This window comes from Sorangium sp. So ce302, assembly GCF_051530145.1.
Taxonomy (GTDB): domain Bacteria; phylum Myxococcota_A; class Polyangia; order Polyangiales; family Polyangiaceae; genus Sorangium; species Sorangium cellulosum_B.
This window is the reverse complement of sequence record NZ_CP150326.1, coordinates 2,104,868-2,128,538: the sequence shown is the minus strand read 5'-3', so window position 1 is coordinate 2,128,538 and position 23,671 is coordinate 2,104,868. Positions and strand designations below refer to the sequence as shown.

Sequence of the window (23,671 nt, the reverse complement as noted above, 5' to 3'; positions counted from 1 at the left end):
TTGATTTTCGGATCAATTTTCATCACATCGACATTGACAATATTGACCTCGGTGAGGATAATCCACTCATCCCGTGGCAAGATTTGTCGTCCGATGTCCTAGCTGTGATGGGGAGCTGCGCGCGACGCGGCTCGGCTGCCAGAGCTGCGGAACCAACCTGGATGGTCAGTTCGAGATCCCCGCGCTGCTCCAGCTGTCGCCGGACGATCTCGCCTTCGTGACCGCGTTCGTGCGCTCTTCAGGCAGCCTGAAGGCGATGGCTCAGGTCCTTCAGATCAGCTACCCGACGGTGCGAAATCGCCTCGACGAGATCATTGGCCGGCTCGACGCGCTGGAGCAGGGCGTCGCGCGGCGCCGGCACGAGATCCTGGATGCGCTCGAGAAGGGAAGGCTCTCCGCGAAGGAGGCCGAGGAGGCTCTGCGCAAGGTGGGATTATGATGATGACCACGCCCGACGAGAGAGTGCGCGCGCTCGTGCGCGACAACGTCATCAAGCCCGCGGAAGGCGAGCGGCTGCTCGCCACGATGTCGCCGCGGCCTCCCCTGCGCGGATGGCGGCTCGCGCTGAATCCATTCGAGCGCTTCGGCGGGGGGCTCGCCGCCGCGGCGGGGCTCGCCGTCGCCGCGCTGAGCGTCGCCGTCACGAGGCTCGGCGTTCGCTTCGACGGCTTCCTCGACCTGCACGCGGCGCCTGCCGTCATCCCGTACCGGACGGCGCTCCTCGAGCAGGTCGTCGCGTGGCCGTTGCCCGCCCTGCTCTTCTGGACGTATGCGCGGCTCCTGCGGCGCCGCGTGCGGCTCATCGACTTTCTCGGTGTGATCGGGCTGTCGCGCGCGCCGCTCGCGCTCGCCGCCGTCGCGCTCGGCCTGCTCGCCCCGCGGCTGCCGGCGGGCGCGCCCGCGTTCACCCCCGAGCTGGCCGTCATCGCCGTCCTCGGAACGGTGTGTCTCGTATGGTCCTTGACGCTCCTCGTTCGGGGCTTCAGGAACGCCTCTGGCCTGCGGGGCGCGCCGCTGATCGCGGGGCTCATCGGCCTCGTGCTCCTGTCGGAGATCCTCTCGAAGGTCGCGCTCGCGCACCTCGGCTGAGTCATCGATCTCCCCGGCGCGCCGCCCCGCTCGCGCGGCGCGCTCTGCGGTGCTCGCGCGACCGCGAGGGCGCACCGGTGCGCCCCGGGCGGCCCTGCACCTCTCTCTCATCCTCGGAGGGCTCGTCATGTCATTGCGATCGGTTCTCGTGGTCCCGGCGCGCCGCGCCGCGCTCGCCGTCTCGTGCGCCGCCGCGCTCGCCTCGTCGCCCCTCTGCGCGGGCTGCGGCGCCGGTGAGCGCGCGTCGTCCGCTGGCGGGAGCGGCGCGCTCCCTGACGACACGGACGTGCCTGACACGGAGACGCCGACAACGCCGGACGCGCCGGGGTGTCCGGCGGCGTCCAGCGCCAGGACCACGGTCGAGAACGCGCGAGGCACGCTGGTTGGCAGGCTCGTGGTGCCAGCCGGGTGCGGGCCGTTCCCTGCGGTCGTGATCATCCCCGGGTCGGGGCCGACCGACCGGGACGGCAATCACGTCGCCGCGGGCGTCGAGCCGGACACGTACAAGCTCCTCGCGGAAGGGCTCCGGGACAGGGGCATCGCGTCGATTCGCTACGACAAGGCCGGCATCGGCGCGAGCGTCTCCGCGGCCCCCCGGACGGAGCAGGAGATGCTCTTCGAGATGGGCGCCGACGACGCCGGCCTGTGGGTGAAGAAGCTCCGGGCGGACGGGCGCTTCGCGACGATCACGGTGGTGGGGCACAGCGAGGGCTCGCTGCTCGGTATGCTTGTCGCCCGGGAGACCGAGATCGACGGGTTCGTCTCGATCGCCGGCGCGGGCCGGCCCATCGGCGATGTCCTGCGCGATCAGCTCGAAGGCCTCCCGGACGAGGATCGCGAGAAGGCAAACGCGATCCTCGACCAGCTCGAGGCCGGGGAGCTCGTCACGGACATCCCGCAAAGTCAGGTGTTCATGAGCCTGTTTCGGCCGAGCGTGCAGCCGTTCGTCATCTCCTGGATGAAGCACGACCCCGCGGTGGAGCTCGCGGCCGTGACGGCGCCGATCCTCCTCCTGCAAGGGACGACCGATCTCCAGACCAAGGTCGAGGACGCGGAGCGGCTCGCCGGCGCGCGGCCGGACGCGACGCTCGTCATCGTCGAGGGAATGAGCCACACGCTCAAGGAGGCGACGCTGTCGAACGCGTCGCAGGCCGACGCGTACACCGATCCGAGCCTGCCTGTCGTGCCGCGCGTCTTCGAGGCGATCGAGGCGCTGATTCGGGAGGAGTGACGCGGATCCGGAGGACGAAGGCGGCGTCGGGCGCGCCGACCAGCGTCACGACCTCAGGCAGCGTCCACGGCGCCCGTCGCGAGCGAGTACTCGGCGCCGATGACGACGGCGTCGCCGCGCACGACCATCTCGGCCAGCTGCCCGCTCTGGCTGAGCTCCCGAACCGAGGCGCGCACGTTGGCGCGCGTGGCCGCGGCGAGGATCGCCGCGCGGTCGAGGCCGGGCTGCCTTGCCTCCTCGACCGCCGGCCTGATCCGCGCGAGGATCTCGTGGACAGCCCCGGAGGGCGGGGCGCCGCGCTCCGTCATCCAGTCCAGCGTCGCGGCGAGCGCGCCGCAGTGCGTGTGCCCCATGACGACCACCAGCGCCGTGCCGAACGCGGCGACCGCATACTCGACGCTGCCGACCAGCGTCGGGGCGACGACGTTACCGGCAACGCGCACCACGAACAGGTCCCCGAGCCCCTGATCGAACACGAGCTCGGCCGGGACGCGCGCGTCCGAGCACGACAGGACGATCGCGATCGGCGCCTGGGCTGCGACCAGCGCATTGCGTGCGGCCTGGCTGAGCATTGTGTCGACACTCCGCACGTTCTGGACGAAGCGGCGATTGCCGTCTCGCAGCCTGCGCAGTGCTTCGCCGGCCGGCATCGGCTCACCGCGTGAGAGGCTCGACGGCACGCGCGGACGATCTGAGGGCGTCATGGGTACTGCCTCTAGTACTACAGCCGCACGTCGGTGAGCGCCAAACGAGCTGGGCTCCACCAGTGTGCGGACAAGCCAAGCGTCACGATCGCCCGCCCGCCCATCGAAATCCGCGGAGATTCCGCGACGTGCGGCTGTGGTACTAAGGGACCTGCGTCGCTGCGGCGATGATCGCCTTGACCTCTCGCAGCATCTCGGTCGTCTCGGCGCGCTGCGCCCCCTCGGCGAAATACGCCGAAAGCTTCTCCGAGCCCGCCCGGATCGCGTCGCTCTCCTCGCGCACCACGACGCGGAAGATCGGCCGCTCGGCGGTGCCCGCGAGGTCGACGCTGCCGTCGGCGGGCAGCGCGTCGCTCCGGTAGATCGCGAGCCGCTCGTCCCGGAACAGCTCTCGAAGAGCCGAGATCTGCTCGGCGCTGAGCTCTCCGCGGAGCGCCGTCGTCCCCTGGTGCCCCTCGAACGTGCCGCTCAGCTCGATCCAGACGACGGTCTCCTCGCCTGCGCCGCGGTTCACCTCGAGCTGCGCCCAGGGCGCCGGCGGGATGTCCGAGCCGGGGTGCCCGGCGCACCCTGCGAGGCACAGCGCGCCCCACAGGAAGCCGCCGAGCACCCCCCTCCTAGCAGGTAATGATCTTGCTACCATTGCTCGTGATGTTGAAGCAGGGATTGACGTCGAACATCGTGTTCAGGATCCGGTTCGCCTCGTCCCTCGCGAAGGCCTTCATCGTCGACGAGCTGTGCTGCGCGTCGGCCTCGAAAGCGTACCACCACAGCCACAGGACCTGATAGCCGTCCGCGCCCCGCCCGCTGGGCGACCCGATCCCGGAGCACCCATCCAGGTACTTCTCGTCGCACGACTCGCTCTTCGCAGGGCACTTGTTGCTGCCGTCGTTGCCGCTGTGGCCGCACCAGTCCGAGTGCCGCGACTCGTGGATCAACGTCCCGGCGCGCTCCACGACGTTCTCGTTGTAGAAGAACGGGATGTAGAGCTCCGTGTAGTCGTCGAACCCGCCCCAGGTCGTGTACGCCCGCTTCGACCCGTCCCCGCACCGCGCGTCGAGCTCGTCGAACTCACGAATCGTGTAGTTGCCGCCCCAGCGCAGGATGTTTCCGTTGAAGTCGTTCGTCTGGTGCGGCTCGTTCGGCGACGCGTAGTTGAGGAGCTGGATCGCCTGGAACGTGCGCGCCAGCGGCCGCCTCCGGTCGCACGCAGCCTCCCAGCCGAAGCCGTTGTCCCAGTCCCCCTTGTCGAAGTCGTACGCGTCCCAGAAGAAGTCGATCCACGGCTGCGTGCACCAGAAGCTCGTCATCACGCCGGGATCGGTCCCCCTCACGGTGTCGCAGGTGTCGGCGCGGGCCTCGGAGGCGACGCCGAGGAGCAAACAAGACGCAAGAATGGCGCTGATCGTGGTTTTCATGATCGATCCCTCAACGAGTGATGGCAGGCGTGTCGGTCCGAGGAGCCACCTTGAATACCCGCGATCCGGGCTTCTCCGGCTGCGCCGGCCGACCGTTGTTCGGGTTGTAGTCCTTGATGTCGGCGATATCGTCCGCGAGCGCTTTGGGCGCGTCGATCAGCTGGATCCCGCCGACGTCGATCCCGAGGGCGTAGAGGCTCGCCGCCGCCGGGTTGCGCAGGAGGTCGCCGGCGGAGAAGATGGCCTTCAGCTCCTCCGCGGCGCCGAGCGCCTCGAGCCCGGCGATCGCGCGCAGGCGAATGCGGTATTCATCCGCGAAGAGCTGCTCGTCGGCCTCGGGCTCGGGGAGCTTCGTCGTGGCGATCTCGTTCAGCGGCTTGATGCCGTCGCGCGCGCCGAGCAGGCCAAGGAGGTGAGCCGCCCGCCAGCGCATCTCGCCGGGCCTCGCCGATTCGGCCTTGTCCGGCGGGACCGACACCGACCACGCCTTGTAGACCTCGGCGACCACGGGGACGGCCGCCGGGCCGATGGCCACGAGCTCCCTGAGCGCCCGCGTGAACTCCTCCTCGTTCCCGAACTCGCCCATCAGCGAGAGCTGCCTGTTCACCATCGCCAGGATGCACTCCTTGCTGCACTCGACGGCCTGCGACTCGACCGCCGTTTCCTCCGGCGCGTCCTTCTCGGCGGGCACGGCGCAGCCCGCGGCCGCGCCGATGAGAATGAAGATCATCGCTTTTTTGATGGAGACCGACGACATGGTTCACCTCGGGTTCGGTTCGTGTTCGGGCGCCCTCGCCCCCTCGACGGCACGCGCGGCCGCAGCGCCTCCGCGCCGGCAGGCCTGCGCGCTGGTCTCACGCGAGCGCGACGATAGGGATGCCGGGCAGGCGCTCTTCCCGTCCCTCGACGTCATGGTGGGAATCGCCTGACCGACCGTGCGACCGACGGATGAACGTAATAGCAATCGTCAGGCCATGCGCTGAAGGCACGGCTGGGGGCCATGCGCGGCACCGCCGGAGGCCGCGCGCCGGGCGGCATATCCCCACTCTCGCAGCGCTTGGTCGTGGAGCGAGCGGCGGCTCCGCGTGATGCCCGGGTGCCTGTTGGAATGGTCCGGGCCCCGCTCGGAGGCCATGCCCTGGAGGCCGAGGCCTCCATGTGTGGAGGCTGGCCCCTCCAGCGCGACGCGCCAGGGCGCATAAGGGCGCCGCCCTGGCGCGGCCCCGCCATTTCGGTCCTCCCGCCGCCGAGGCGTGCTAGAAGGCGACGATCATGAGCAGGCTCTCCGAACGCGCGTTTGCCGAGATGGTCGAGGCGGGGTGTCCCGCGTGCGGGGGACAGAAGCTCAACCTGCGCTCGTATGTCGACGGGCTCGTGCCGCTCATGGAGGGCGAGCCCGTCGGGCCGGTCAAGTGGGTCTACAAGGGCGAGATGTTCGTCGACGGGCTGTACGAGATCACGTGCGGCGCGTGCCAGCACCTCGTGTTCACGGACGACCGCTGCCCGAGGTGCCACGCCGAAGGCGGCCTCGCGCGCGGGCTCACGACGACCAACACGTACGCGGTGCCGGAGCGGTGCTCGCGGTGCGAGCACATCGAGGTGCGTTATATCGCGTTCGTGCCAATGCGCGTGAAATACGAGGGAAAGCGCGCGGACAGGGCACAGACGAGCGTCGAGCTGCACGACCCCGGCTTCCACGGCTATCGCGTCGACTGCAAGGACTGCGGCAAGATCGCCGAGCGCGCGGACGCGTGCCCGATCTGCGAGAGCCCTGCGCCGATCCGGGCGCGCTTCAGCTGATCGTCAGGCGTGGCTCGCGATGAAGCTGGCGGTCGCCTCGGGCGATGAGAGGATCGCCCACTGGCGGTCCGGGTACGAGAAGTTCGTGACGAACGCGTCGGCCACCGGCTGGCTGCGCGCGGCCGCGGCGAGGAGGGCCAGCGCGTGGTCCGGCGGCGGCAGGAGGAAGGCGTTCGTCCACTCCGTGGCCGCCCGGAGCCCGTTCCAGAGGCGATCCTCCAGGTCCGCGCAGAACGCCTCGTCGAACGCGGCGCCGGCGGCCGCCTGCCCGGCGATCTGCTCGGCGGCGAGCGACGCCGCGAGCGTGGCCATGTTCGCGCCCTGGCCCGTGATCGGATCGTGGGTGATGTGGAGATCGCCCAGCGCGAGCGCGAACCTCTCGCCGCCGAGGGGCGCGTACGCGCGGCGCACCACCGGAGTCACGGCGCCCGTCAGGTAGTCGCGCGGGCCGGCCACGCCGAAGCTCGCCCGATCGACGCGCTCGGCCGTGAGCGGCGCGTGCGCGAGCACCGCGTCGAGCAGCGCCGCGTCGAAGCGCGCCGGATCGTCCTCGTAGCGCATCCGCGTGATCGGCTCGAGCGCGCCGCCGGGGATCGCCTCGATGAGCAGCGAGGGCACGATCCCGCCGAGCGTGATGTACTGGTTCTCGAAGATCTCGCCGTGCCCCGGGGAGAGCTGGAACATGAACTCCATCGGCCCGGGCGGCATGCGGAGCCCGCGGACGATGCCCGCGAAGAGCCGCCGCATCGGCGCGGCGTGCGGGCTTCGCTCGGGGACCCTCGGGAAGAGGTCCGTGAGGCCCGCCCGCCCCGTGGCGACGACCACGAGGTCGTGCGCCGCGGCGAGGCCGCGGACGCCGGCCGCGTCGAGCGAGGCCCTCACCACGCGGCCGCCCCGCGCGACGAAGTCCTCGAGCAGCTGGGGCAGATAGACGCGCATGTCGATGAAGAGCGCTTGATCCGCGAGGCGGCCGACGAAGTCGATCGGCGGCGCGGCCGCGACGCGGATCCGGATGGTCCTCGTGGCATGTTCGGGCCCCTCCCAGTGCGCGACGCCGAGCGCCCGCTGGCGCTCCCGGGTCAGCAGGGAGAGCCCGACGGTGCTGGGCAGGCGCCCCGTCCGGATCTCGTCCGGCGTGCGCTCCTCGTAGAGGCTCACGTCGAGGCCCTCCTTCTGGAGGTGCAGCGCGAGATGCAGGCCGGCCACGCCGGCGCCGACGATCGCAATGGTGGGCATCCTTGTCCTCATCTCCTCTCAGCTGTGCGTGCGAGCTTCACGGTATGTGAGGTCCGCCGGGCTCTCGGCGCCCCCGACCACGGCGACATCACGGGAGCGGATCGCGGCGGCGAAGGCCCCTCGCGCGGCGGCTCCGTCCGGCGGATCCATTGTCGCTACCGTCACCCCTCCGTGGTTCTGACCAGCGTAGTGGAAGTACGAGGACGAGTCGCGGCTTCCGTAGCGGAGGTACGAGCACGAGTCGCGGCTTCCCTAGCGGAAGTACGGGGAAGTACGAGCACGAGTCGCGGCTTCGAGCGCAGCACCGTGACTGGCTTCAGCGCGCGTCGACAGGCTTCATCCCAGGTCCCCCGCCGCCGGCAGGTGCGCAGCGCCGAGCGTCACGCCCTGCGCCGCGCGGATGGCGCGCACCACGGCCAGCGTGCAGACCTCGGCCGCCATGACGCACAGAGTCATCATGCCGAGCGTCGCGCCGGACGCGCCCGTGCCCAGCGCGAAGAGGGCATCGCCGTCGGAGAGCGTGTGCAGCGGGTTGATCGCGCGCGCCAGGCCGTCGTGCCCCACGGTGGCGAGGCGGCAGGCCTGGCTCTTGGTGAGCACGGCGTCGGTGGCGATCACGCCGATGGTTGTGTTGCTGCCCGCGAGCATGGGCCTGGGCGTGTCGCCCCGCAGCAGCGCGCGCCGCGTGTCCAGCAGGTGCGTGCCGCGCTCCGTGCGCGCGCCGGCGAGCACCTGGCCCGTCTCCGGGTCGACGACGTCGCCCAGCGCGTTGCAGGCGACGATGGCGCCCACGGTCACGCCGCCGACGCAGACGGAGGCGCCGCCGATGCCGCCCTTCATCGCGCGGTGGAAGCCGAAGATCTTGCCGACCACGGCGCCGGCCCCGGCCCCCACGTTGCCTTCGGCGGGCGGCGTGTTCGACGCGGCCTCGCAGGCGGCGTAGCCAGCGGCGGCGTCGGGACGGATACGCTGGTCGCCCAGCGCCAGGTCGAACAGCACGGCGCCGGGCACGATGGGCACCCGGGCGGGGCCGACGGTCATGCCCACGCCGCGCTCGTCCAGCCAGCGCATCACGCCGCAGGCCGCGTCCAGGCCCCAGGCGCTGCCGCCGGCCAGCAGGACGCCGTGGACGCGCTCGACCACGTTGGACGGCGAGAGCACGTCGGTCTCGCGCGTGCCCGGCGCGGCGCCGCGCACGTCCGCGCCGGCGACGGCGCCCTCGCGCGCCAGCACCACGGTGCAGCCCGTGGGGCGGCGGCTGTCGGTGAAATGGCCGACCTGGATGCCGGCGACGTCGGTGATCGCGCCGGGGCGCGGGGAGGCGGATGCGGGAGCGCCGGGAGGCATGCGCTGATTGTCCATGGCCCCGGGCAGCCGCGCCATGCGGCCGCGGCCGTCGCGGGGCACACGGCCGCGCAGCGCCGGCGGGCCTCGGCGCCTGCACGTGACGGATCGGATGGATCGAGGCGCGGCGTCGTCCTCAGCAGCTGGACGGATCCGCGAGCATCGAGGCGGCCTCGGCGGAGAGCTCCACGCCGTCGAGGCCCCCGACGAACTCGCTCCACGCCGCGGCGTCGCCCTGGGTCAGCTCGTGGGCGACGCACACCGCCAGACCATCGAGGGGCGTCGTCGACGCCGTCCGCAGCAGCTGGCGCAGGGCGGCCAGGGCCTCCGCGTTCTCCGTCGCGGTGGGCGCCTTCGTGCGACTCAGCCCGTCGAGCGCCTGGTAGAGGAGGTCGAACACCTCCGTGGACGGGACGATCTCGGCGAAGAAGGCGCGGAGGGCGGGGACGTGCTCCGGCCGAGCGCGATCGATGTCGAGGCGGATCCTTGTCATGGCGAGCGAGCGCGCGCGCAGCGAGCTGGACTGCCTGGCGACGTTCGCCCACGCCGATACCACCGTCTCGAGCGGCAGCTCGAAGTTGTACAGGAACAGCAGGTGCGCGTCGGAGAGGTCGCCGGCCGGTGGCCCCGCCGCGAGCGCCGACCACTCGTCCGCGTAGAGCGCCAGCGCGTCGACGACCTCGCCGCACGCCCCGTACTCGAGCCACGGCGTGAACTCGGTCCAGCGCGCGAAGGGCGGCCCCGCGAGCAGCGGCGCGAGCGCGCTCGACCACGCCGCGCGCAGCGCTGGATCCAGCGCCGGATCCGCGGCCCTGACGCACGCCGCCGCGACCGCCATGCCCTTGGCGTCCTCGGCGTCGAGACCGTCGAGGAAGGCCGCGAACGCGCCCGGGGCCAGGGTCTCCGGCAAGCCGACATGGAGGGCGGCCGTCTGGTGGACGCCGCCGGCCTCGAGGAGGTTCGCGACCTGCGAGGGGCTCGTGGGAAGGCGAAACGAGGAGAAGCGCGCCGCGTGGCCCTCCGGATCCAGGCTGGAGTCGTCGACCAGGTAGAACCAGGGGATGTGGCGGTCGAGCGGATCGAAGATCAGCAGCTCGCCCTCCTGCTGCGGGGCGACGTCCGCGCCCTGATCGAGCTCGAGCACCTGCGAGCGCGTCGTTCCGTCGTCCGCGATCCAGAGGAGCTCGAGCGGCGCGACGAGCGCGCCGTCCGGATCGCGCAGCGTCACGAGCACGCCGCCGGAGGGCGACCGCCCGAGATCGAGGTGCGGGAGCGCGCTGGCCCGGAGCGCCCGCCGCGCGCGGGCGGTCGCGTCGGGGCCGAGGTGCCGCGCGAAGGCGCCGAGGAACTCGTCCGTACCGATGGCGCCGAAGCGGTGGTCGTTGAGGACGTCGCGCAGCGTGCCCCAGAAAGACTCCTCCCCGATGAGGCTCCGGATCTGGGTGAGCAGCCACGCGGCGCGGTCGTAAGGTCCGCTCGTGTACTTGTCGTCGGGATCGCGGTCCGGATCCACGATGAGGGAGTCCACGACGGCCGCGAAGGAGTCGCCGTTCAGCGTCCCCTCGCCGCTCTCATCCAGGTAGAGGCGCGCGCCCTCCTCTGCGAGCAACGTCGCCATGCCCTCCTTGATCCACAGATCGTCCCAGGTCTTGACGGTCACGAGGTCTCCAAACCACTGGTGGCCGAGCTCGTGGATCGTGAGCCTCAGGTCGCCAGAGCTGGTCGGAGCGGTGCTCCGGGACTCCCCCTGGAAGGTGATGCCGAGGTTCTCGAGGCCGCCGCCGTACTCCGGTACGAGCACCAGCGCGTACTTCTCGAAGGGATACGGCACGAGCAGCTCCTCGAAGAGGCCGATCGAGCGGACCACCTCGTCGAGCAGACGGTCGTAATCGCCCGGGACGCCGCGCCGGTGCCAGACAGAGACGGGGAGGCTCCCCTTCATCGTGCCCTCGACCTCGAAGTCGCCGATCGCGAAGGCCATGAGGTAGATGGGCACCGTGTAGTCCGTCGCGTACTTCATGCGGCGGCCGGACGCGCCCTGCTCGTCGGAGACGAGGTTGCCGTTCGCGATCATCATCTCCTGTGCGCCCATCCCGAGGTCGATGGAGAAGATGGCGCGGTCCTCGGGCGTGTTGTGGCACGGCATCCAGAGCGCGGCGTTGAGCGGCTCCGAGAGCGTGTAGACAGCGCGCGACGCGGCGGGGTCCCCCCGGCGGGCGGGGATCGCGTGGAGGGCGTCGCTCTCGGCGGCCTCGTAGTCGATCTCCAGCGTGATCGCCTTGTCCGCCGCGATGTCAGGCACGCGCGAGACGTCGATGCGGAGCGCTCGGAGCTCGGCGTCGACCGCAAAAGGCAGGTCCGTGCCCCCGGCCAGCCGGACCGCCTTGACCTCGGCGACCGCGCTGTCGAGCCGCAGCGAGCGCAGGCCGTCGTCGCCTGGCAGGAACGTCACCGCGACCGTCGCGACCAGCCGCTCCCGGCTCCAGTCGAACTCTCCCGTCACCTCGTAGCGCTGGACGTCGATCGGCGCGCCTGGCGGCGGCTCGGGCGGAGGCTCGGGCTGCAGCTCCGTGTCGTCGGGCGGCGATTGCCCTGGAGCGGCGGGATGGGCGCCAGAGCACGCGGCCACGCACGACGCCAGGAAGACGGCAGCGAGCCACGTTCCCGGGCGGACAAGGGATCTGGCAAGGTCCATTCGAACACCTCGATGGAGCAAGGGACGCCGTGGACCTCCGTTGATTGGCTCCTCTTCCCGCCGGTTTTGTGCTCCTGGCACGGAGGGACCTGATCGAGGACACGGCGCGCCTCGCGCTGTCGGGGCCTGAGCACGGCCGCGAGGCGAGCCGCTCGTCAGTCGTCGTTCGTGGGCGAGAAAGGCATGACGGGCGCGGATTCCTCGATCTCTCGCCTGGGCGGGTTCTTGACGGAGAGCTGGCTGTCGATGAGGACGGCTCGACGCGGGCGCGGCGCGCTGACCTGCGCTTTGCAAAGCTCCTCGACGACGCGGCCGCGCAGCGCATCGTTCACTTCCTTGTTCTTGCCGGGCGGCACGCGCGCGCTGATACGCAGGACGATCGAACCCTCGTTGAGCTCCTCCACGCCGACGTCCACCTGCCCCGGAGCGCCCGTCTGCAGCTCGACCTCTTTTTCGGCGACCCTCGCGAGGAGCTCACGCACCCGCTGCACGTCCTCCTCGTAAGGCACGTGCACGTCGACCACCGCGTTCACGTAGGATCGCGAATGGTTCGCGACCTTGCGCACCTCGCCATTCGGGATCGAATGGAGCACGCCGATCTCGTCGCGGATCTTCGTGATACGAACGCCGATCTCCTCGACGCGCCCCTGGATGCCGCCGATCTCCACGAGATCCCCGACGAGGAGCAGGTTCTCGAAGAGGATGAAGAAGCCGGCCACGATGTCCCCCACGAACGTCTGCGCGCCGAAGCCGATGGCCACGCCGATGACGCCGGCGCCGGCGAGCAGCGGCGTGGGATCGATGGAAGCCTCGCGTAGCCCCATCACGAGAGCCGAGAAGTAGATCGCGTACCGCACGAAGCCCATGGCCACGGGGACCAGGGTCTTTCGTTGCTGGAGCGTCTGGGGGTTCTCCTCCGCCACCTTCCCGAGGAAGAGGTCGTTGATGAGGAGCACGCAGATCTCGACGAGGACCCGGCTCGCATAGACGATCGCGATGATCCGGAGCCCGACCCGCCCCGCCTGCGAGAGCCACGTGTCGGGCGTGAGCGCGTCGGCGACCCACGTCGCCGCCGTGATGTACACGCAATAATCGACGACGCGCTTCGTGATCCCGAGCAGGTGCGACAGGTTCCCGAGGTACCTGAGAGGGCTCTCGAGACGGGCGAGCCTCGTGGAGTTGTCGAAGAGGACATCGAGGAGGAGGTATCCGATCCCCGTCGCGAGGCGGCTCACGTAAAACGCGCCCAGCGTGTAGCTGGCGAGCAATACGGCGCGCTGGGTCCCCGGCGCGAGCGCGAGCTTCTCGGTGAGGAGGACCGCGGCGGCGCCGAGGACGACCACGCGGAGCGCCTTGCGCAGGCGTATCGTGACCTCTGCGACCGGCTCGCGCCGCTTCTCCAGCCAGTCCGAGCGCGCGACCGCCTTTCCCAGCGCGTCGGCGAGCCCCCGGGCGAGGGCGTCGACGAAGAGCGCGCCGACGGCGATCCCGAGCGCGCTCAGCAACCGCATCCTGGCGATCGCGGGATCGTCTCCCGCGAGCCCGACGAGCGCGCTCTTCACCACGTCGAGGGCGCGAATTCCGCGAACCACGGCGAACGCCGCGCCGCCCATGAGCACGGCGCCGACGAGCGCGACCCAGACGAGCACGCGGCGACGGACGCGACGCCGGAACGACTTGCGCTCGTCGGCCGTGACGTGCTCCAGCGCCGGCGAGCGCAAGGCGAAGGCGTAGCCCCGATGGATGAGCCTGACCACGAGCTCCGAGAGGAGGAGGAGCGCCACGATCGCGATGCACAGCGCGACGAGGTTGTGGAGGAGCAGGTCGAGATGCAGAGTCATCGGTGCCGTGGAGACTACCGCCCGATCTGGACGTTCTCAAGGACGCCGAGCGCGTCGGGCACCAGCACCGCGGCGGAGTAATAGGTGCTCACGAGGTACGAGGTAATGGCCTTTCCGTCGGTCTCCATCCTGCGGGCCGAGACACCGGGCTCGATCTCCTCGGGGAGGCCCGTGCGGCGGAGGCCGATGACGCCCTGATGCTCCTGCCCCGTGCGCATGACGAGGATGGAGCTCGTCTTGTCCTCGTTGATGGGGATCTTGTCGCAAGGCAGGATCGGGACGCCGCGCCACGCCGCGACCTGCGTGCCGGAGAGCTCGACGGTGGTCGGGTAGATGCCCCGGCGACTGCACTCCCGGTGGAAGGCGGCGATCGTGCGCGGGTGCGCCAGGAAGAACTGCGACTTGCGGCGCCGGCAGAGGATCTCGTCCATGTCGTCGGGCGTCGGGGGGCCGCTCCGGGGATGGAGGCGCTGCTTCAGGTCGGCGTTGTGCAGGAGGCCGAAGTCACGGTTGTTGATGAGCTCGTGCTCCTGCCGCTCGCGCAGGGCCTGGACGGTCAGGCGGAGCTGCTCCTGGAGCTGATCCATCGGATCATTGAAGAGATCCGAGACACGCGTGTGGAGCCGGAGGATCGCCTGCGCGACGCTGAGCTCGTATTCACGCGGCGCGGTCTCGTAATCGACGAACGTCCCCGGGAGCGCGCGCTCGCCCTTGTGACCGGCGGTGAGGGCGATCGCCGCCTGTCCGAGCTTGTCCTGCGGCTTCTTCAGCCGCTCCTTGAGCGACTCGACGTGCGCGTGGAGCGCCGGGGATCGCGAGATCAGCTCCTCGAAGACGCGCTGCGGGAGCTCGAGCACGATGCACGGCGTGACGGCCCTGACCGAATAGGTCCATACGTCGTTCGATTCGATGACGGACTGATCCCCGAAATGGTCCCCGTCCGCGAGGACGTCGAGGATCGTGTCGGCGCCGTACTTGCCTACGCCGAGCTTCTGGGCCTTTCCGTGCGCGAGCAGGAAGATCGTCTCCGCGGGTCTTCCGCGCTCGGCGATCAGCGCGCCGGGCTTGTACTCTCGCTGGATGAACCGGCTCGCCAGGGTGTCGAGCACGGCGTCGTCCGAGAAGCCTTGCAAGAGCGGTAATTCGCAGAGCTCCTGCGGGATCACCTGCACCTTCGCCCCGACGTTGCCGAAGCTCAACCGCCCGTCGCCGACGGCATAACTCAGGCGGCGGTTCACGCGATACGTGCCGCCCGTGACCTCGATCCAGGGCAAGACCCGCAAGAGCCACCGGGACGTGATCCCCTGCATCTGCGGATGCGACTTGGTCGTCGTCGCGAGCTTTCGCGCCCCCGGTGTCCCGAGGCTCGAACGCTCTACATCGTTCCCGATCCCAGGTATTTCGGCGTTTGCCATGATGTACCTTTCCTTCTGCGCGCTTCGGAGAGCAGAGCGCTCCGCGTGTGCCCCGCGCCTGCACGGGGCACACGCGGGGCGGCTACCGCTCGAGGTTCATTCGTGGGCGCGTCCGATCTCGACGCTCTCCAGGACGCCGAGCGCGTCGGGGACCAGCACGGCCGTCGAGTAATAGAGGCTGACGAGGTACGACATGATGGCCTTGTCGTTGATCCCCATGAAGCGCACGTTGAGGCTCGGCTCGACCTCGTCCGGAATGCCGGCGTGGTGCAGGCCGATGACGCCCTGGTTCTTCTCGCCCGCGCGCACGAGCAGGATCGAGGTCGTCCGCGTCTCCGAGACCGGGATCTTGTTGCACGGGAAGATCGGCACGCCGCGCCACGCCGGGACGCGGTGGCCGTTCACCTCGATGCTCTGCGGATAGACGCCGACGCGGCTGCACTCCTGGCCGAACGCCGCGATGGCCCGCGGGGGCGCGAGGAAGAACGACGGCTCCCTCCAGACCGTGGCGAGGAGCTCGTCCATGTCGTCCGGCGTCGGAGGGCCGCTGTGGGTGTGGATGCGCTGCTTCAGGTCGGCGTTGTGCAGGAGGCCGAACTCGCGGTTGTTGATGAGCTCGTGCTCCTGGGTCTCCTTCAGGGCCTCGATGGTCAGGCGCAGCTGCTGCTCCGTCTGGTTCATCGGCTCGTTGAACAGATCCGCGACGCGCGTGTGGATGTGGAGCACGGTCTGCGCCACGCTGAGCTCGTACTCGCGGGGCGAGGTCTCGTAATCGACGAACGTGCCGGGGAGGACGGGCTCGCCGGAGTGGCCCGCCGCGATCTCGATCGCCGCCTCGCCCGTGTTGTCCTGCTTCTTCGCGGCGAGCGCCTTGAAGCTGTCGAGGTGCTTCTTCAGCGACGGGTGCTGGGCGACGAGCTCCTCGAAGGCGTTCTGCTGGAGCGTCAGCACCGTGACCGTCGTGACGGCCTTGGCCGTGAACGTCCAGTAATCCTGCGCCTCCAGGAGCGCCTGGTAGCTGTAATGGTCGCCGTCCGCGAGGACCGCGAGGACCGTCTCATCGCCGTACTTGCCCGCGCCGATCTTGTTGACCTTGCCGTGCGCGATGAGGCAGATGTGATCGGCCTCCTTGCCGCGCTCGGTGATGACGTCGCCGGGCTTGTATTCACGCTGCACGAAGCGGTTCGCCAGCGCGGTGAGGACCTCGACGTCATCGTAACCGCGGAGGAGCGGCAGCTCGCAGAGCTCCTGCGGGATGACCTGGATCTTCGCGCCGGTGTTCGTGAACGTCACCCGCCCGTCGCCCACCGCATAGCTCAGGCGGCGGTTCACGCGGTACACGCCGTTGACGTGCACCCACGGCAGGAGCTTGACCAGCCACCGCGACGAGATGCCCTGCATCTGCGGCGCCGACTTGGTCGTCGTCGCGAGCTGCCTCGCGGCCGCCGTCGCGAGGCTGGTCTGGTGCTGATCGATCGAACCCAGATTACCTGTGATAGACATGAGTCCCTCTTTCCCGGACGGCTAGGGCCGCCCCTGCTTCACCGGCACGGACCGCGCCGTACCCATTGAAAGATCCGCCTTCGCAGCAGGAGCCGCGGCGCCGGCTCTTCCGGCGCCGAAGAAGCTGCTGATACGCGCCGCAGAGGCGCCAAACCCACGCGCGCCATCGATCGCCCGTTCGATCGGCTGGCGCTCGAGCTCCGCGTCCACGTACCGGCTCGTCACGACGTGCCAGTTGAGGACGCCAGCCATGTACAATCGCTGCTTCTCGACGTATCCGAGCACGGCCTCGCGGGCCGCCTTGTCGAGGTCGAATTCGTCGAGGATGCGGGGCAGCTCGGTCGCGACGATGTGCTCGAACTCCAGCACGCGCGCCGTGAGCAGGTCATTGACGACCTCCTTGGCCCGCTGCGCGTCGCATTCGAGGAACCGCTCGGCGACCAGCACGAGGTTGCTGAGCTCGCCCTCGAACTCGATCTCCTTGCGGTACGAGTAGAGATCGTTGATCCACCCGCCCACGTCGGCCGTTGTGTTGTCGAGCCCTCGCATCGTCCGCGTCCGGAAGACCGCGTCCGGGACCACATCGCCGAGCGTGAGCTTGGACAGGCTCATCGTGAGATCGGCGCCGAACGTCTTGCGGCGCATCTCGACGTAATCGACCGGATCCGGGATCCGGTTCTGGGTCTGGTTCAGGAGCTCCCAGAGCCAGCTCCCGGTCATGGTCTCGACGCTGCGGCGGAGCCATTGCCGCGAATTCATCGACATGGGGGAAGCCGTACGGATCCAGAGATCCAGCAGGCCGCTCTCCACCGGGTTCTCGGGCACCGGGGCGCCCGCGCAGTCGAGGGGCATGAACATCGAGAGCCGGGAGTTGAACCGCTTCGCGCCCGCCATGTCCCGCGCCGCGCCGAACACGAGCGGGAAATAATCGTCGCCGTACGTCCCCCACGTCAGCCAGGCCGAGGTCAGGTCGAGCTCGTGCGGGGACGCGTCCGGGTGAATGCCCGCGGCGCAGATGGGGAAATCGAAGCCGATGAGCCTGCGCTCGTCCCAGATCCCGGACCCGAAGACGCCCGGCACCACGTCGAGCATCGCGAACTTTCGGGCCCACTCGACGGTGCTCCGGCGCGCTGCGGCCAGATGCGGGCTCAAGCGGAGCTTGAACGGCATGTAGATCTTCGGGAGCGGCGTCCTGCCCACAGGCCGGAACGGGGCGTGGGTGAGGGTCTTGATCCGCTGCAAACCCAGGGCGGCGGGCGTGAGCCTGATCCGGAACGCCGAGGTGCCGAGCCCCGTCGGCGTCCCGGGGAAATCGGGGACGCCCGCTGATTTGTCCGCGTTTTCGTTCATGTAGCGGCTCGACCGCATGTGCCATTCGTGGCCGCCAGACTGCCAATCCTGCAGCCCCTTCACGTACCTGGCGACGTCGACGGCTTGCGCCGGCGTCAGCCCGTGCTCCACGCAGAGCGCCGGCACCTCGACGAGCGCCGTGTTCTCGAATTGCTGGAGCCGCGACGTCAGGATCTCGTTCGTCAGATCGGCCGCCTTTTGCGTGGGCACGCCGAGGAAACGCTCGAGGACGAGCACGCAGTTGGCGTTTTCCCCTTCGTCCTCGACCTCCCGCTGGTACGAGAACAGGTCATTGCGCAGGTGGACGCCGTCCGCGAACGTGTCGCGCAGGACCTCGAGGGGGCGCGTCGCGGCGACGGCGGCCGGGACCTCGGCGCCCACGGCGATCTCGACGAGGCCCGCGGACCAGGGCGCGCCGCCGACCTTGCGGCGCATCTCGATGTATTCGACCGGGTTCGCGACGCGGTTCTCCTGGATATTGGCGAGCTCCCACATACATTCGAGCATCAGGTTCTTCGTCGCCTCGAGGAAGCGCTCGCGCCAGTGCACCGAGGTGAGCGGGACGGTCCGCGCCCAGAGGTCCGCGAGCGCGCGCTCGACCACGTTCGTCGGCTCCGGCGGCGTCCCCGTGGGCACGACGGGCATGAAGAGCGGCAGGCGGTCGAGGTACGCCTTGGCGCCGCGCATGTCCTTGGTGCGCTTGTAAATCTCGAGGAAATGGTCGTCGAAGAAGAACACCCAGACATACCAATCCGTGATCAGATTGAGCTCGGGCGCGGGCGCGTCGGGGTGGGTGTACGCGCAGAGCAGCGCGTAGTCGTGCGCGTCGAGGTCGCGCTCGGTCCAGATGGGTTTTCCCTGCGGGTTCTCCTCCAGGATACCCATCTCGTAGGACCAGGCCTTGGTATGCGCGCGAGCACCTTCGAGGTGCGGATTGAGGCGCGCCGGATGCGGCATGTAGAAGTCGGGCAGCGTGAAAGGTTGCATATTCGCTGACTTCTCGCGCGCGACGTCGATAGGGGCGACGTGGCGACCTGAATGTCTTGGCGGTCTGCATTCCGGACGCACCTCGGCCGCTCGCACGCAGACGTGCGACGACGCGTTGATAGGGCTCTTCCGTACAGACCGATCGGGATCGTTCGGACGGGGCGGATCTAGACCAGCCCAGCGCTCCCACCAAATTAATTGATGACGAGCTCCAGACCGCAGGAACTCGACACCTGTTGCTTGGTGCGGAACCGCTCGGGCGCCGCGGCAACCGCTTGAGCCTCGCGGGCGGGCTCAGTCATGTCACGCTCACCAGCCGGGTCGGCTCGGCAGCCTGTGAGCCTCCGACAGCAACCACATTTCAGCCCGCTCGTTCGCGCTCACCGCCCGGTGGTGTGGTGCTTACCCCAGCCTACCAGGATGCTGGAGACCGCCAAGACGCCACAAGACGCCAAGATTTTTGTGGTCTTCTTGACGTCTTGTAGCGTGTCGGCAATCCTTGGCCGGATTTCTGACACACGAAGCTGGGCTATACCCGCGCCGTCTCCTCGAGCTCCTTGCCGCGCGTCTCCGGGAGGAGCCACAGGATGAGCGCGAGCGCGACCAGCGGGAAGAGCGCCGTCGCGGACACCGCCGGTCCCCAGCCGATCTCCTCCGCGGCGAAGCCGACGGCGATCGGAGAGAGCATGTAGCCGATCCGGCCGAGCAGGTTGTTCGACCAGGCGATCGCGTCGCTCCGGAGGTGCGTGGGGAAGAGCTCGGTCATGTAGGCGTTCAGCACGGGGAGCACCCCGCTCGCGCCGAAGATGGCGAAGACCAGCGCGGCCGTGAGCCCGCCCCGCGAGCCCAGCGAGTAAGCGCCGAGCACGCCGGCGGCAGCAAGCACATAGATGATCACCGCGCCCCTGCGGCGGCCCACCACGTCGAGCAGCTTGCCCGAGGCGAAGATGAGCGGCATCGAGACGAGCGCGGCGAACGTGATGCTGCCGCCCACCTCGGCGTCGCTGAGCCCGCGCTCCCGGAGCGCGAACGTCTTCCAGAACGTCACCGCGTTCTGGGTGCAAACGTACGTGAGCCCCCAGATCAAGGCGAGCTGCAGCATCCGCCCGCGGTGCGGCGTGCGCAGGATGCGCGTGAGCGGCGGCGTCCCCTCCCCCGCCCGCTCGGCCGCCGCCTGCTCGAACCGCGCTGTCTCGCGCAGGCCGCGCCGCGCGACCGCGATGAGCACGAGCGGGATGCCGCCGACGAGGTACACGCTGCGCCACCCGTACGGCGTCGCGAGGAGCAGCGGCACGACGCCCGCGCACACGATGGATCCGAGGCTCGAGAAGGCCTGGATGACGCCGATCACCATCCCGCGCCGATCGCTCGGGTACTCCTCGGCCGCATACACCATGCTGACCGCCCACTCCCCGAGGAGGAAGATACGCGCGAGGAGCTGCAAGACGGCAAAGACATAGACGTTCGGCGAGAACGCCGTCAGCACGGAGAAGATCGTGTACCCCGCGATGGTGACCGAGAGCACCCGCCGCCGCCCCCACTGGTCGGCCTTGCGCACGAGGAGATACGCGATCATCGTGCCCGAGTTGATGACCCCGACGAGGAGCCCCTCGTGGCGGGGCAAGAGGCCCATCTGCGCGCCGAAGTTGGGCAATATCTGCGTGAGCGCCAGGAAGTCGTAGCCCTCGAAGAACGAGGCCACGCTCAGGAACCAGAACAGCCGCCGCTGGTACGGCGTGAACGGCGTCTTCTGGTGCGGGGCAGCTGTCGTCATATCACCTGTTCCTTCCGAGCGGGCGCTCGTAGACGCGATAACGCCGTTCGAGGCGCTCAGTACCCTGCGAGCCGCTTCAGCCGGAAATAGAGGGGCGTGGGGCTGCCCTCGTGCTTCTCTTTGAGCGGTCCGCTCATGAGCGGCAGGTACATCACGCGCCGCTGGCTGGCGTCGCCCGTGGCCGTGGCCTGCGCGACGCGGTGCCAGATGCGGCCGTCGTGGATCGTGAGGTCCCCCGCCGCGGCCTCGAGCGCGAACTCGTCCGGATCGGGCCGGTGGTCGAGGAAATAGGCCTTGCGGGTCATCATCTCGAAGAGGCCTTGTCGGTGAGAGGACGGGATCAGCCGCACGCCGCCCTTCGAGAGGGGCGAGTCGTCGAGATAGAAGCCGACGTTCAGGTAACGGCGCGGCTTCTCGAGATAGAAGAGGTCGCGCAGGCTGTCGGTGTGCCAGCCGAGGCGCCGGTGCGTCGACCCCTCCTCGTTGCGGTAATGGTTGATCACGAGCCCGTCGCGCTCCCGCGCGCCGATCCGGTACCCCGGCCCGGCCACATCGAGGATGGCGCCGAAGCGAGGGTCGCGCAGGAAGGCGCGGAGGCGCTCGCCGAAGAGCGACGCGAACACCATGCGCTGGATGTAACGGGAGCCGTCCTTCCGCGTGCCGAAGAGGAGCGGGACGCCGTTGATGTGCGTCCTGCCCTCCCCGACGAGCCGCCGGTCCACGGCCTCGACCTCCTCGACGAGCGAGCGCACCGCGCCGCGACCTTCGAACCCGCGGAAGCGGATGAACCCGTGCTCGTCGAGGAAGCCCCGCTGCTCGGCCGTGAGCGCGCCGCCGAGCTCGAAATCCGGCAGCCGGATACGGTGGTTCGCCGGAGGCAGGCCGGCGCTCGCGGGCGTGGCGGCGGCTGGCTGCGTGTCGCGCGGGGCGGTCACGTGACGTCTCCTGGCCAGCTCCCTAGCGCAGACGGGCCGCGGCGGGAACAGCGGCCGCAGGGAGCGCGCCGGCCAGCGCGGAATCTGCACCGCTGCGCACGCCTTGCGGCCGCGTGGGCCGGGCCGCAAGGCGTCCCGCGGTCGCCCTTCGCGCCGAGTGGGCTCGTCCCCGCCGCCGGGCCGTCGATCGTCGCTCCGGCCGACGTCGCTCCGGCCGAGACGTAGCGGCACCTGCTTTGCAAAGCGGCGGGTCGAGGATCGAGAGTCGATGAACCGGTCCGGCGATAGATGACCCACGAGCAAGATTCCATGACGGAAGGGCAACGGCGAGATGAACCGCCGGAGCCGCCGGCGCGCGAGCGAGCGCGCGGCGGGCGCGGCTCCACGGGGGCCTTGCTCCTCGCGCTCTGCGTCGCGCTCGGCGTGGCCGCCGGGCTCGGCGGGTACACCTTCGTTTATGCGAAGGGGGCCTCGTACCTGGGGAGCGATCCGTCGGCGTGCGCCAACTGCCACATCATGAACGAGCAGTTCGCCGGGTGGCAGCGCTCCAGCCACCGGGCCGTGGCAGGGTGCAACGACTGTCACGCGCCGCACACGTTCCTGGGGAAATATACCACGAAGGCGTCGAACGGGTTCTGGCACTCGTTCGCCTTCACCTCGGGCCGCTTCCCGGACCCGATCCGGATCAAGCCCAGCAATCTACGCATCACGGAGGAGGCCTGTCGCGGGTGCCACGGCGACGTCGTGGATGCGATCGACAGCGAGCACCACGGCGCCGCGAGGCTCTCGTGCGTGCGCTGCCATGAATCGGTGGGCCACCTGCACTGAGGGGCGCCCGCTGCACGAGGGATGGAATCGATGACGGAGCCGAAGGACGAAGGATCCACGCAGAAGAGCGAGCGCACCGGCAAGCGGCCGGCGCGCTGGCGCTACCTGCCGCTCGCGGCGCTCGCCGCGGCGGCGGCGACCGCCGGGATCGCCGCGCTGCTGGTGAACATCTTCGAGCACAAGCAGGAGGCGAAGAGCCCGTTCTATCGCGTCGTCGAGCTTGACGACACGATAGACGACCCGGCCGTCTGGGGGAAGAACTTCCCCCTCCAGTACGACGGCTACCGGCGCACGGTCGACCAGAAGCGCACGCGCTTCGGCGGGAGCGAGGCGGTGCCGCGCACGCCGACGGACGCCGATCCGCGCAGCGTGGTCGCGCAATCGAAGCTCGAGGAGGACGGGCGGCTGAAGACGATGTGGGCCGGCTACGCCTTCGCGCGCGACTTCCGGGAGGAGCGCGGGCACGCCCACATGCTCGAGGATCAGGTGTACACCGAGCGGCAGATCGCGGCGAAGCAGCCGGGCACCTGCATTCACTGCCATGCGTCCGTGTACGTGCCGTACAAGAAGCTCGGCGGCGGCGACCTGATGCGCGGGTGGGAGGCGATGAACCAGATGCCCTTCCCCGAGGCGCGCAAGCTGGTGACGCACCCGGTCTCGTGCATCGATTGCCATGACCCGGAGTCGATGCAGCTCCGGGTGACGCGGCCGGGGTTCATCGAGGGGATCCGCGCGCTCAAGGCGTCGATGGGTGAGGCCGATTACGACGTCAACACGATGGCCACGCGCCAGGAGATGCGCTCGTACGTCTGCGGCCAGTGCCACGTGGAGTACTACTTCAAGGGCCCGGAGAAGCGGCTCGTATACCCGTGGGCGAAGGGCCTCAAGGTCGACGAGATCTACGCCTACTACGAGGAGAGCGGCCACTCGGACTGGACGCACGCGGAGTCGGGCGCGAAGGTGCTGAAGGCGCAGCACCCGGAGTTCGAGATGTGGAATCAGGGCGTCCACGCGCGCTCCGGCGTGGCCTGCGCCGACTGCCACATGCCGTACCAGCGGGTCGGCGCGACGAAGATCAGCGATCACCACGTGCAGAGCCCGCTCCTCAACGTGAACCGCGCGTGCCAGACGTGCCACAAGTGGCCCGAGGACGAGCTCCGGCAGCGCGTGGAGACGATCCAGTCGCGCCATTTCGAGGCGCGCAACCGGGCGATGGACGCGGTGACCGCGCTCATCAGCGACATCCGCCGTGCGAAGGAGGCCGGGATGGCCGAAGAGGCGCTCGCGGGGCCGCGCGCGGCGCAGCGAAAATGTCAGTTCTTCGTCGACTTCGCCGAGGCGGAGAACTCGTCCGGCTTCCACGCGCCGCAGGAGGCGATGCGCATCCTCGCGTCCGCCATCGATACCTGCCGGCGAGGGCAGCTCTCGCTGCGAGACGGAACCCCGCCCGAAGAGTAACCCGAACCAATGTGAACGTAAACGTTGGGATATAGGAGAACGCGGCGCGAAGATTGGAGCGCC

At 69.6% G+C, this 23,671-nt stretch carries 19 protein-coding genes; 6 read left to right on the top strand and 13 right to left on the bottom strand.

Annotated features, from left to right (window positions below; all coding sequences use genetic code 11):
• The first annotated feature begins 73 nt into the window (after positions 1-73).
• The 3 genes from WME73_RS08215 (at position 74) to WME73_RS08205 (ending at position 2,320) form a co-directional block, all read left to right on the top strand.
• Positions 74-439, top strand: a complete 366-nt coding sequence (locus WME73_RS08215) for a DUF2089 domain-containing protein (protein ID WP_272101125.1) — start codon at positions 74-76, stop codon at positions 437-439.
• On the top strand, positions 436-1,089 hold the full coding sequence (locus tag WME73_RS08210; protein ID WP_437915330.1) for a YIP1 family protein: 654 nt from the start codon (positions 436-438) through the stop codon (positions 1,087-1,089). Before WME73_RS08215 ends, WME73_RS08210 begins: the two co-directional genes overlap by 4 nt.
• A gap of 127 nt (positions 1,090-1,216) precedes the next feature.
• Complete coding sequence (locus WME73_RS08205) at positions 1,217-2,320, top strand: alpha/beta hydrolase (protein WP_437915329.1); 1,104 nt, start codon at positions 1,217-1,219, stop codon at positions 2,318-2,320.
• A 53-nt stretch (positions 2,321-2,373) separates the two neighbouring features.
• Here the strand turns inward: WME73_RS08205 and WME73_RS08200 are convergent, their stop codons facing one another.
• From WME73_RS08200 to WME73_RS08185, 4 genes are all read right to left on the bottom strand, one after another.
• Positions 2,374-2,970, bottom strand: coding sequence for a carbonic anhydrase (locus WME73_RS08200; protein WP_437744934.1), 597 nt, complete (start codon positions 2,968-2,970; stop codon positions 2,374-2,376).
• A gap of 196 nt (positions 2,971-3,166) precedes the next feature.
• Entirely contained in the window at positions 3,167-3,634 is a 468-nt protein-coding gene (locus tag WME73_RS08195) for a hypothetical protein (protein WP_437869739.1), read from the bottom strand.
• A gap of 7 nt (positions 3,635-3,641) precedes the next feature.
• Positions 3,642-4,442, bottom strand: a complete 801-nt coding sequence (locus WME73_RS08190) for a hypothetical protein (RefSeq protein ID WP_437744932.1) — start codon at positions 4,440-4,442, stop codon at positions 3,642-3,644.
• Positions 4,443-4,452: 10 nt separating this feature from the next.
• On the bottom strand, positions 4,453-5,199 hold the full coding sequence (locus WME73_RS08185) for a hypothetical protein (protein ID WP_437915328.1): 747 nt from the start codon (positions 5,197-5,199) through the stop codon (positions 4,453-4,455).
• 515 nt (positions 5,200-5,714) lie between these two features.
• Between WME73_RS08185 and WME73_RS08180 the strand changes: the two genes are divergently transcribed.
• Positions 5,715-6,242, top strand: a complete 528-nt coding sequence (locus tag WME73_RS08180; RefSeq protein ID WP_437744930.1) for a hypothetical protein — start codon at positions 5,715-5,717, stop codon at positions 6,240-6,242.
• A gap of 3 nt (positions 6,243-6,245) precedes the next feature.
• Here the strand turns inward: WME73_RS08180 and WME73_RS08175 are convergent, their stop codons facing one another.
• From WME73_RS08175 to WME73_RS08135, 9 genes are all read right to left on the bottom strand, one after another.
• Positions 6,246-7,478, bottom strand: coding sequence for a styrene monooxygenase/indole monooxygenase family protein (locus WME73_RS08175; RefSeq protein ID WP_437915327.1), 1,233 nt, complete (start codon positions 7,476-7,478; stop codon positions 6,246-6,248).
• A gap of 336 nt (positions 7,479-7,814) precedes the next feature.
• Positions 7,815-8,825, bottom strand: coding sequence for a P1 family peptidase (locus WME73_RS08170; protein WP_437915326.1), 1,011 nt, complete (start codon positions 8,823-8,825; stop codon positions 7,815-7,817).
• A 133-nt stretch (positions 8,826-8,958) separates the two neighbouring features.
• On the bottom strand, positions 8,959-11,517 hold the full coding sequence (locus tag WME73_RS08165) for a M1 family aminopeptidase (RefSeq protein ID WP_437915324.1): 2,559 nt from the start codon (positions 11,515-11,517) through the stop codon (positions 8,959-8,961).
• A gap of 155 nt (positions 11,518-11,672) precedes the next feature.
• Positions 11,673-13,358 carry a mechanosensitive ion channel family protein gene (locus WME73_RS08160; RefSeq protein ID WP_437915323.1) on the bottom strand — a complete coding sequence of 562 codons (1,686 nt, stop codon included), beginning with the start codon at positions 13,356-13,358 and terminating at the stop codon, positions 11,673-11,675.
• 14 nt (positions 13,359-13,372) lie between these two features.
• Positions 13,373-14,773, bottom strand: a complete 1,401-nt coding sequence (locus tag WME73_RS08155; protein WP_437744925.1) for a family 2B encapsulin nanocompartment shell protein — start codon at positions 14,771-14,773, stop codon at positions 13,373-13,375.
• Positions 14,774-14,869: 96 nt separating this feature from the next.
• Complete coding sequence (locus WME73_RS08150) at positions 14,870-16,276, bottom strand: family 2B encapsulin nanocompartment shell protein (RefSeq protein WP_437744924.1); 1,407 nt, start codon at positions 16,274-16,276, stop codon at positions 14,870-14,872.
• A 21-nt stretch (positions 16,277-16,297) separates the two neighbouring features.
• The gene (locus WME73_RS08145) at positions 16,298-18,613 is read right to left on the bottom strand and encodes a family 2 encapsulin nanocompartment cargo protein terpene cyclase (RefSeq protein ID WP_437915322.1); all 2,316 of its coding nucleotides are present in this window, start codon (positions 18,611-18,613) and stop codon (positions 16,298-16,300) included.
• 529 nt (positions 18,614-19,142) lie between these two features.
• Positions 19,143-20,387, bottom strand: a complete 1,245-nt coding sequence (locus tag WME73_RS08140) for an MFS transporter (RefSeq protein WP_437915321.1) — start codon at positions 20,385-20,387, stop codon at positions 19,143-19,145.
• Between the two features lie 56 nt (positions 20,388-20,443).
• A complete protein-coding gene (locus WME73_RS08135) occupies positions 20,444-21,322 on the bottom strand; it encodes a phytanoyl-CoA dioxygenase family protein (protein WP_437915320.1) in 879 nt (292 codons plus the stop codon).
• Positions 21,323-21,631: 309 nt separating this feature from the next.
• Between WME73_RS08135 and nrfH the strand changes: the two genes are divergently transcribed.
• Entirely contained in the window at positions 21,632-22,150 is a 519-nt protein-coding gene (nrfH, locus tag WME73_RS08130) for a cytochrome c nitrite reductase small subunit (RefSeq protein ID WP_437915319.1), read from the top strand.
• A 30-nt stretch (positions 22,151-22,180) separates the two neighbouring features.
• Positions 22,181-23,608 carry an ammonia-forming cytochrome c nitrite reductase subunit c552 gene (locus WME73_RS08125; RefSeq protein WP_437744919.1) on the top strand — a complete coding sequence of 476 codons (1,428 nt, stop codon included), beginning with the start codon at positions 22,181-22,183 and terminating at the stop codon, positions 23,606-23,608.
• Positions 23,609-23,671 lie beyond the last annotated feature (63 nt).

Bases quoted from the DNA above. Each gene is read 5' to 3' on its own strand.
- WME73_RS08155 (WP_437744925.1), bottom strand. From the start codon at position 14,773: ATGGCAAACGCCGAAATACCTGGGATCGGGAACGATGTAGAGCGTTCG.
- WME73_RS08160 (WP_437915323.1), bottom strand. From the start codon at position 13,358: ATGACTCTGCATCTCGACCTGCTCCTCCACAACCTCGTCGCGCTGTGC.
- WME73_RS08175 (WP_437915327.1), bottom strand. From the start codon at position 7,478: ATGCCCACCATTGCGATCGTCGGCGCCGGCGTGGCCGGCCTGCATCTC.
- WME73_RS08125 (WP_437744919.1), top strand. From the start codon at position 22,181: ATGACGGAGCCGAAGGACGAAGGATCCACGCAGAAGAGCGAGCGCACC.
- WME73_RS08180 (WP_437744930.1), top strand. From the start codon at position 5,715: ATGAGCAGGCTCTCCGAACGCGCGTTTGCCGAGATGGTCGAGGCGGGG.
- WME73_RS08205 (WP_437915329.1), top strand. From the start codon at position 1,217: ATGTCATTGCGATCGGTTCTCGTGGTCCCGGCGCGCCGCGCCGCGCTC.
- WME73_RS08200 (WP_437744934.1), bottom strand. From the start codon at position 2,970: ATGCCGGCCGGCGAAGCACTGCGCAGGCTGCGAGACGGCAATCGCCGC.
- WME73_RS08170 (WP_437915326.1), bottom strand. From the start codon at position 8,825: ATGCCTCCCGGCGCTCCCGCATCCGCCTCCCCGCGCCCCGGCGCGATC.
- WME73_RS08140 (WP_437915321.1), bottom strand. From the start codon at position 20,387: ATGACGACAGCTGCCCCGCACCAGAAGACGCCGTTCACGCCGTACCAG.
- WME73_RS08150 (WP_437744924.1), bottom strand. From the start codon at position 16,276: ATGTCTATCACAGGTAATCTGGGTTCGATCGATCAGCACCAGACCAGC.
- nrfH (WP_437915319.1), top strand. From the start codon at position 21,632: ATGACGGAAGGGCAACGGCGAGATGAACCGCCGGAGCCGCCGGCGCGC.
- WME73_RS08165 (WP_437915324.1), bottom strand. From the start codon at position 11,517: ATGGACCTTGCCAGATCCCTTGTCCGCCCGGGAACGTGGCTCGCTGCC.
- WME73_RS08190 (WP_437744932.1), bottom strand. From the start codon at position 4,442: ATGAAAACCACGATCAGCGCCATTCTTGCGTCTTGTTTGCTCCTCGGC.
- WME73_RS08185 (WP_437915328.1), bottom strand. From the start codon at position 5,199: ATGTCGTCGGTCTCCATCAAAAAAGCGATGATCTTCATTCTCATCGGC.
- WME73_RS08145 (WP_437915322.1), bottom strand. From the start codon at position 18,613: ATGCAACCTTTCACGCTGCCCGACTTCTACATGCCGCATCCGGCGCGC.
- WME73_RS08210 (WP_437915330.1), top strand. From the start codon at position 436: ATGATGATGACCACGCCCGACGAGAGAGTGCGCGCGCTCGTGCGCGAC.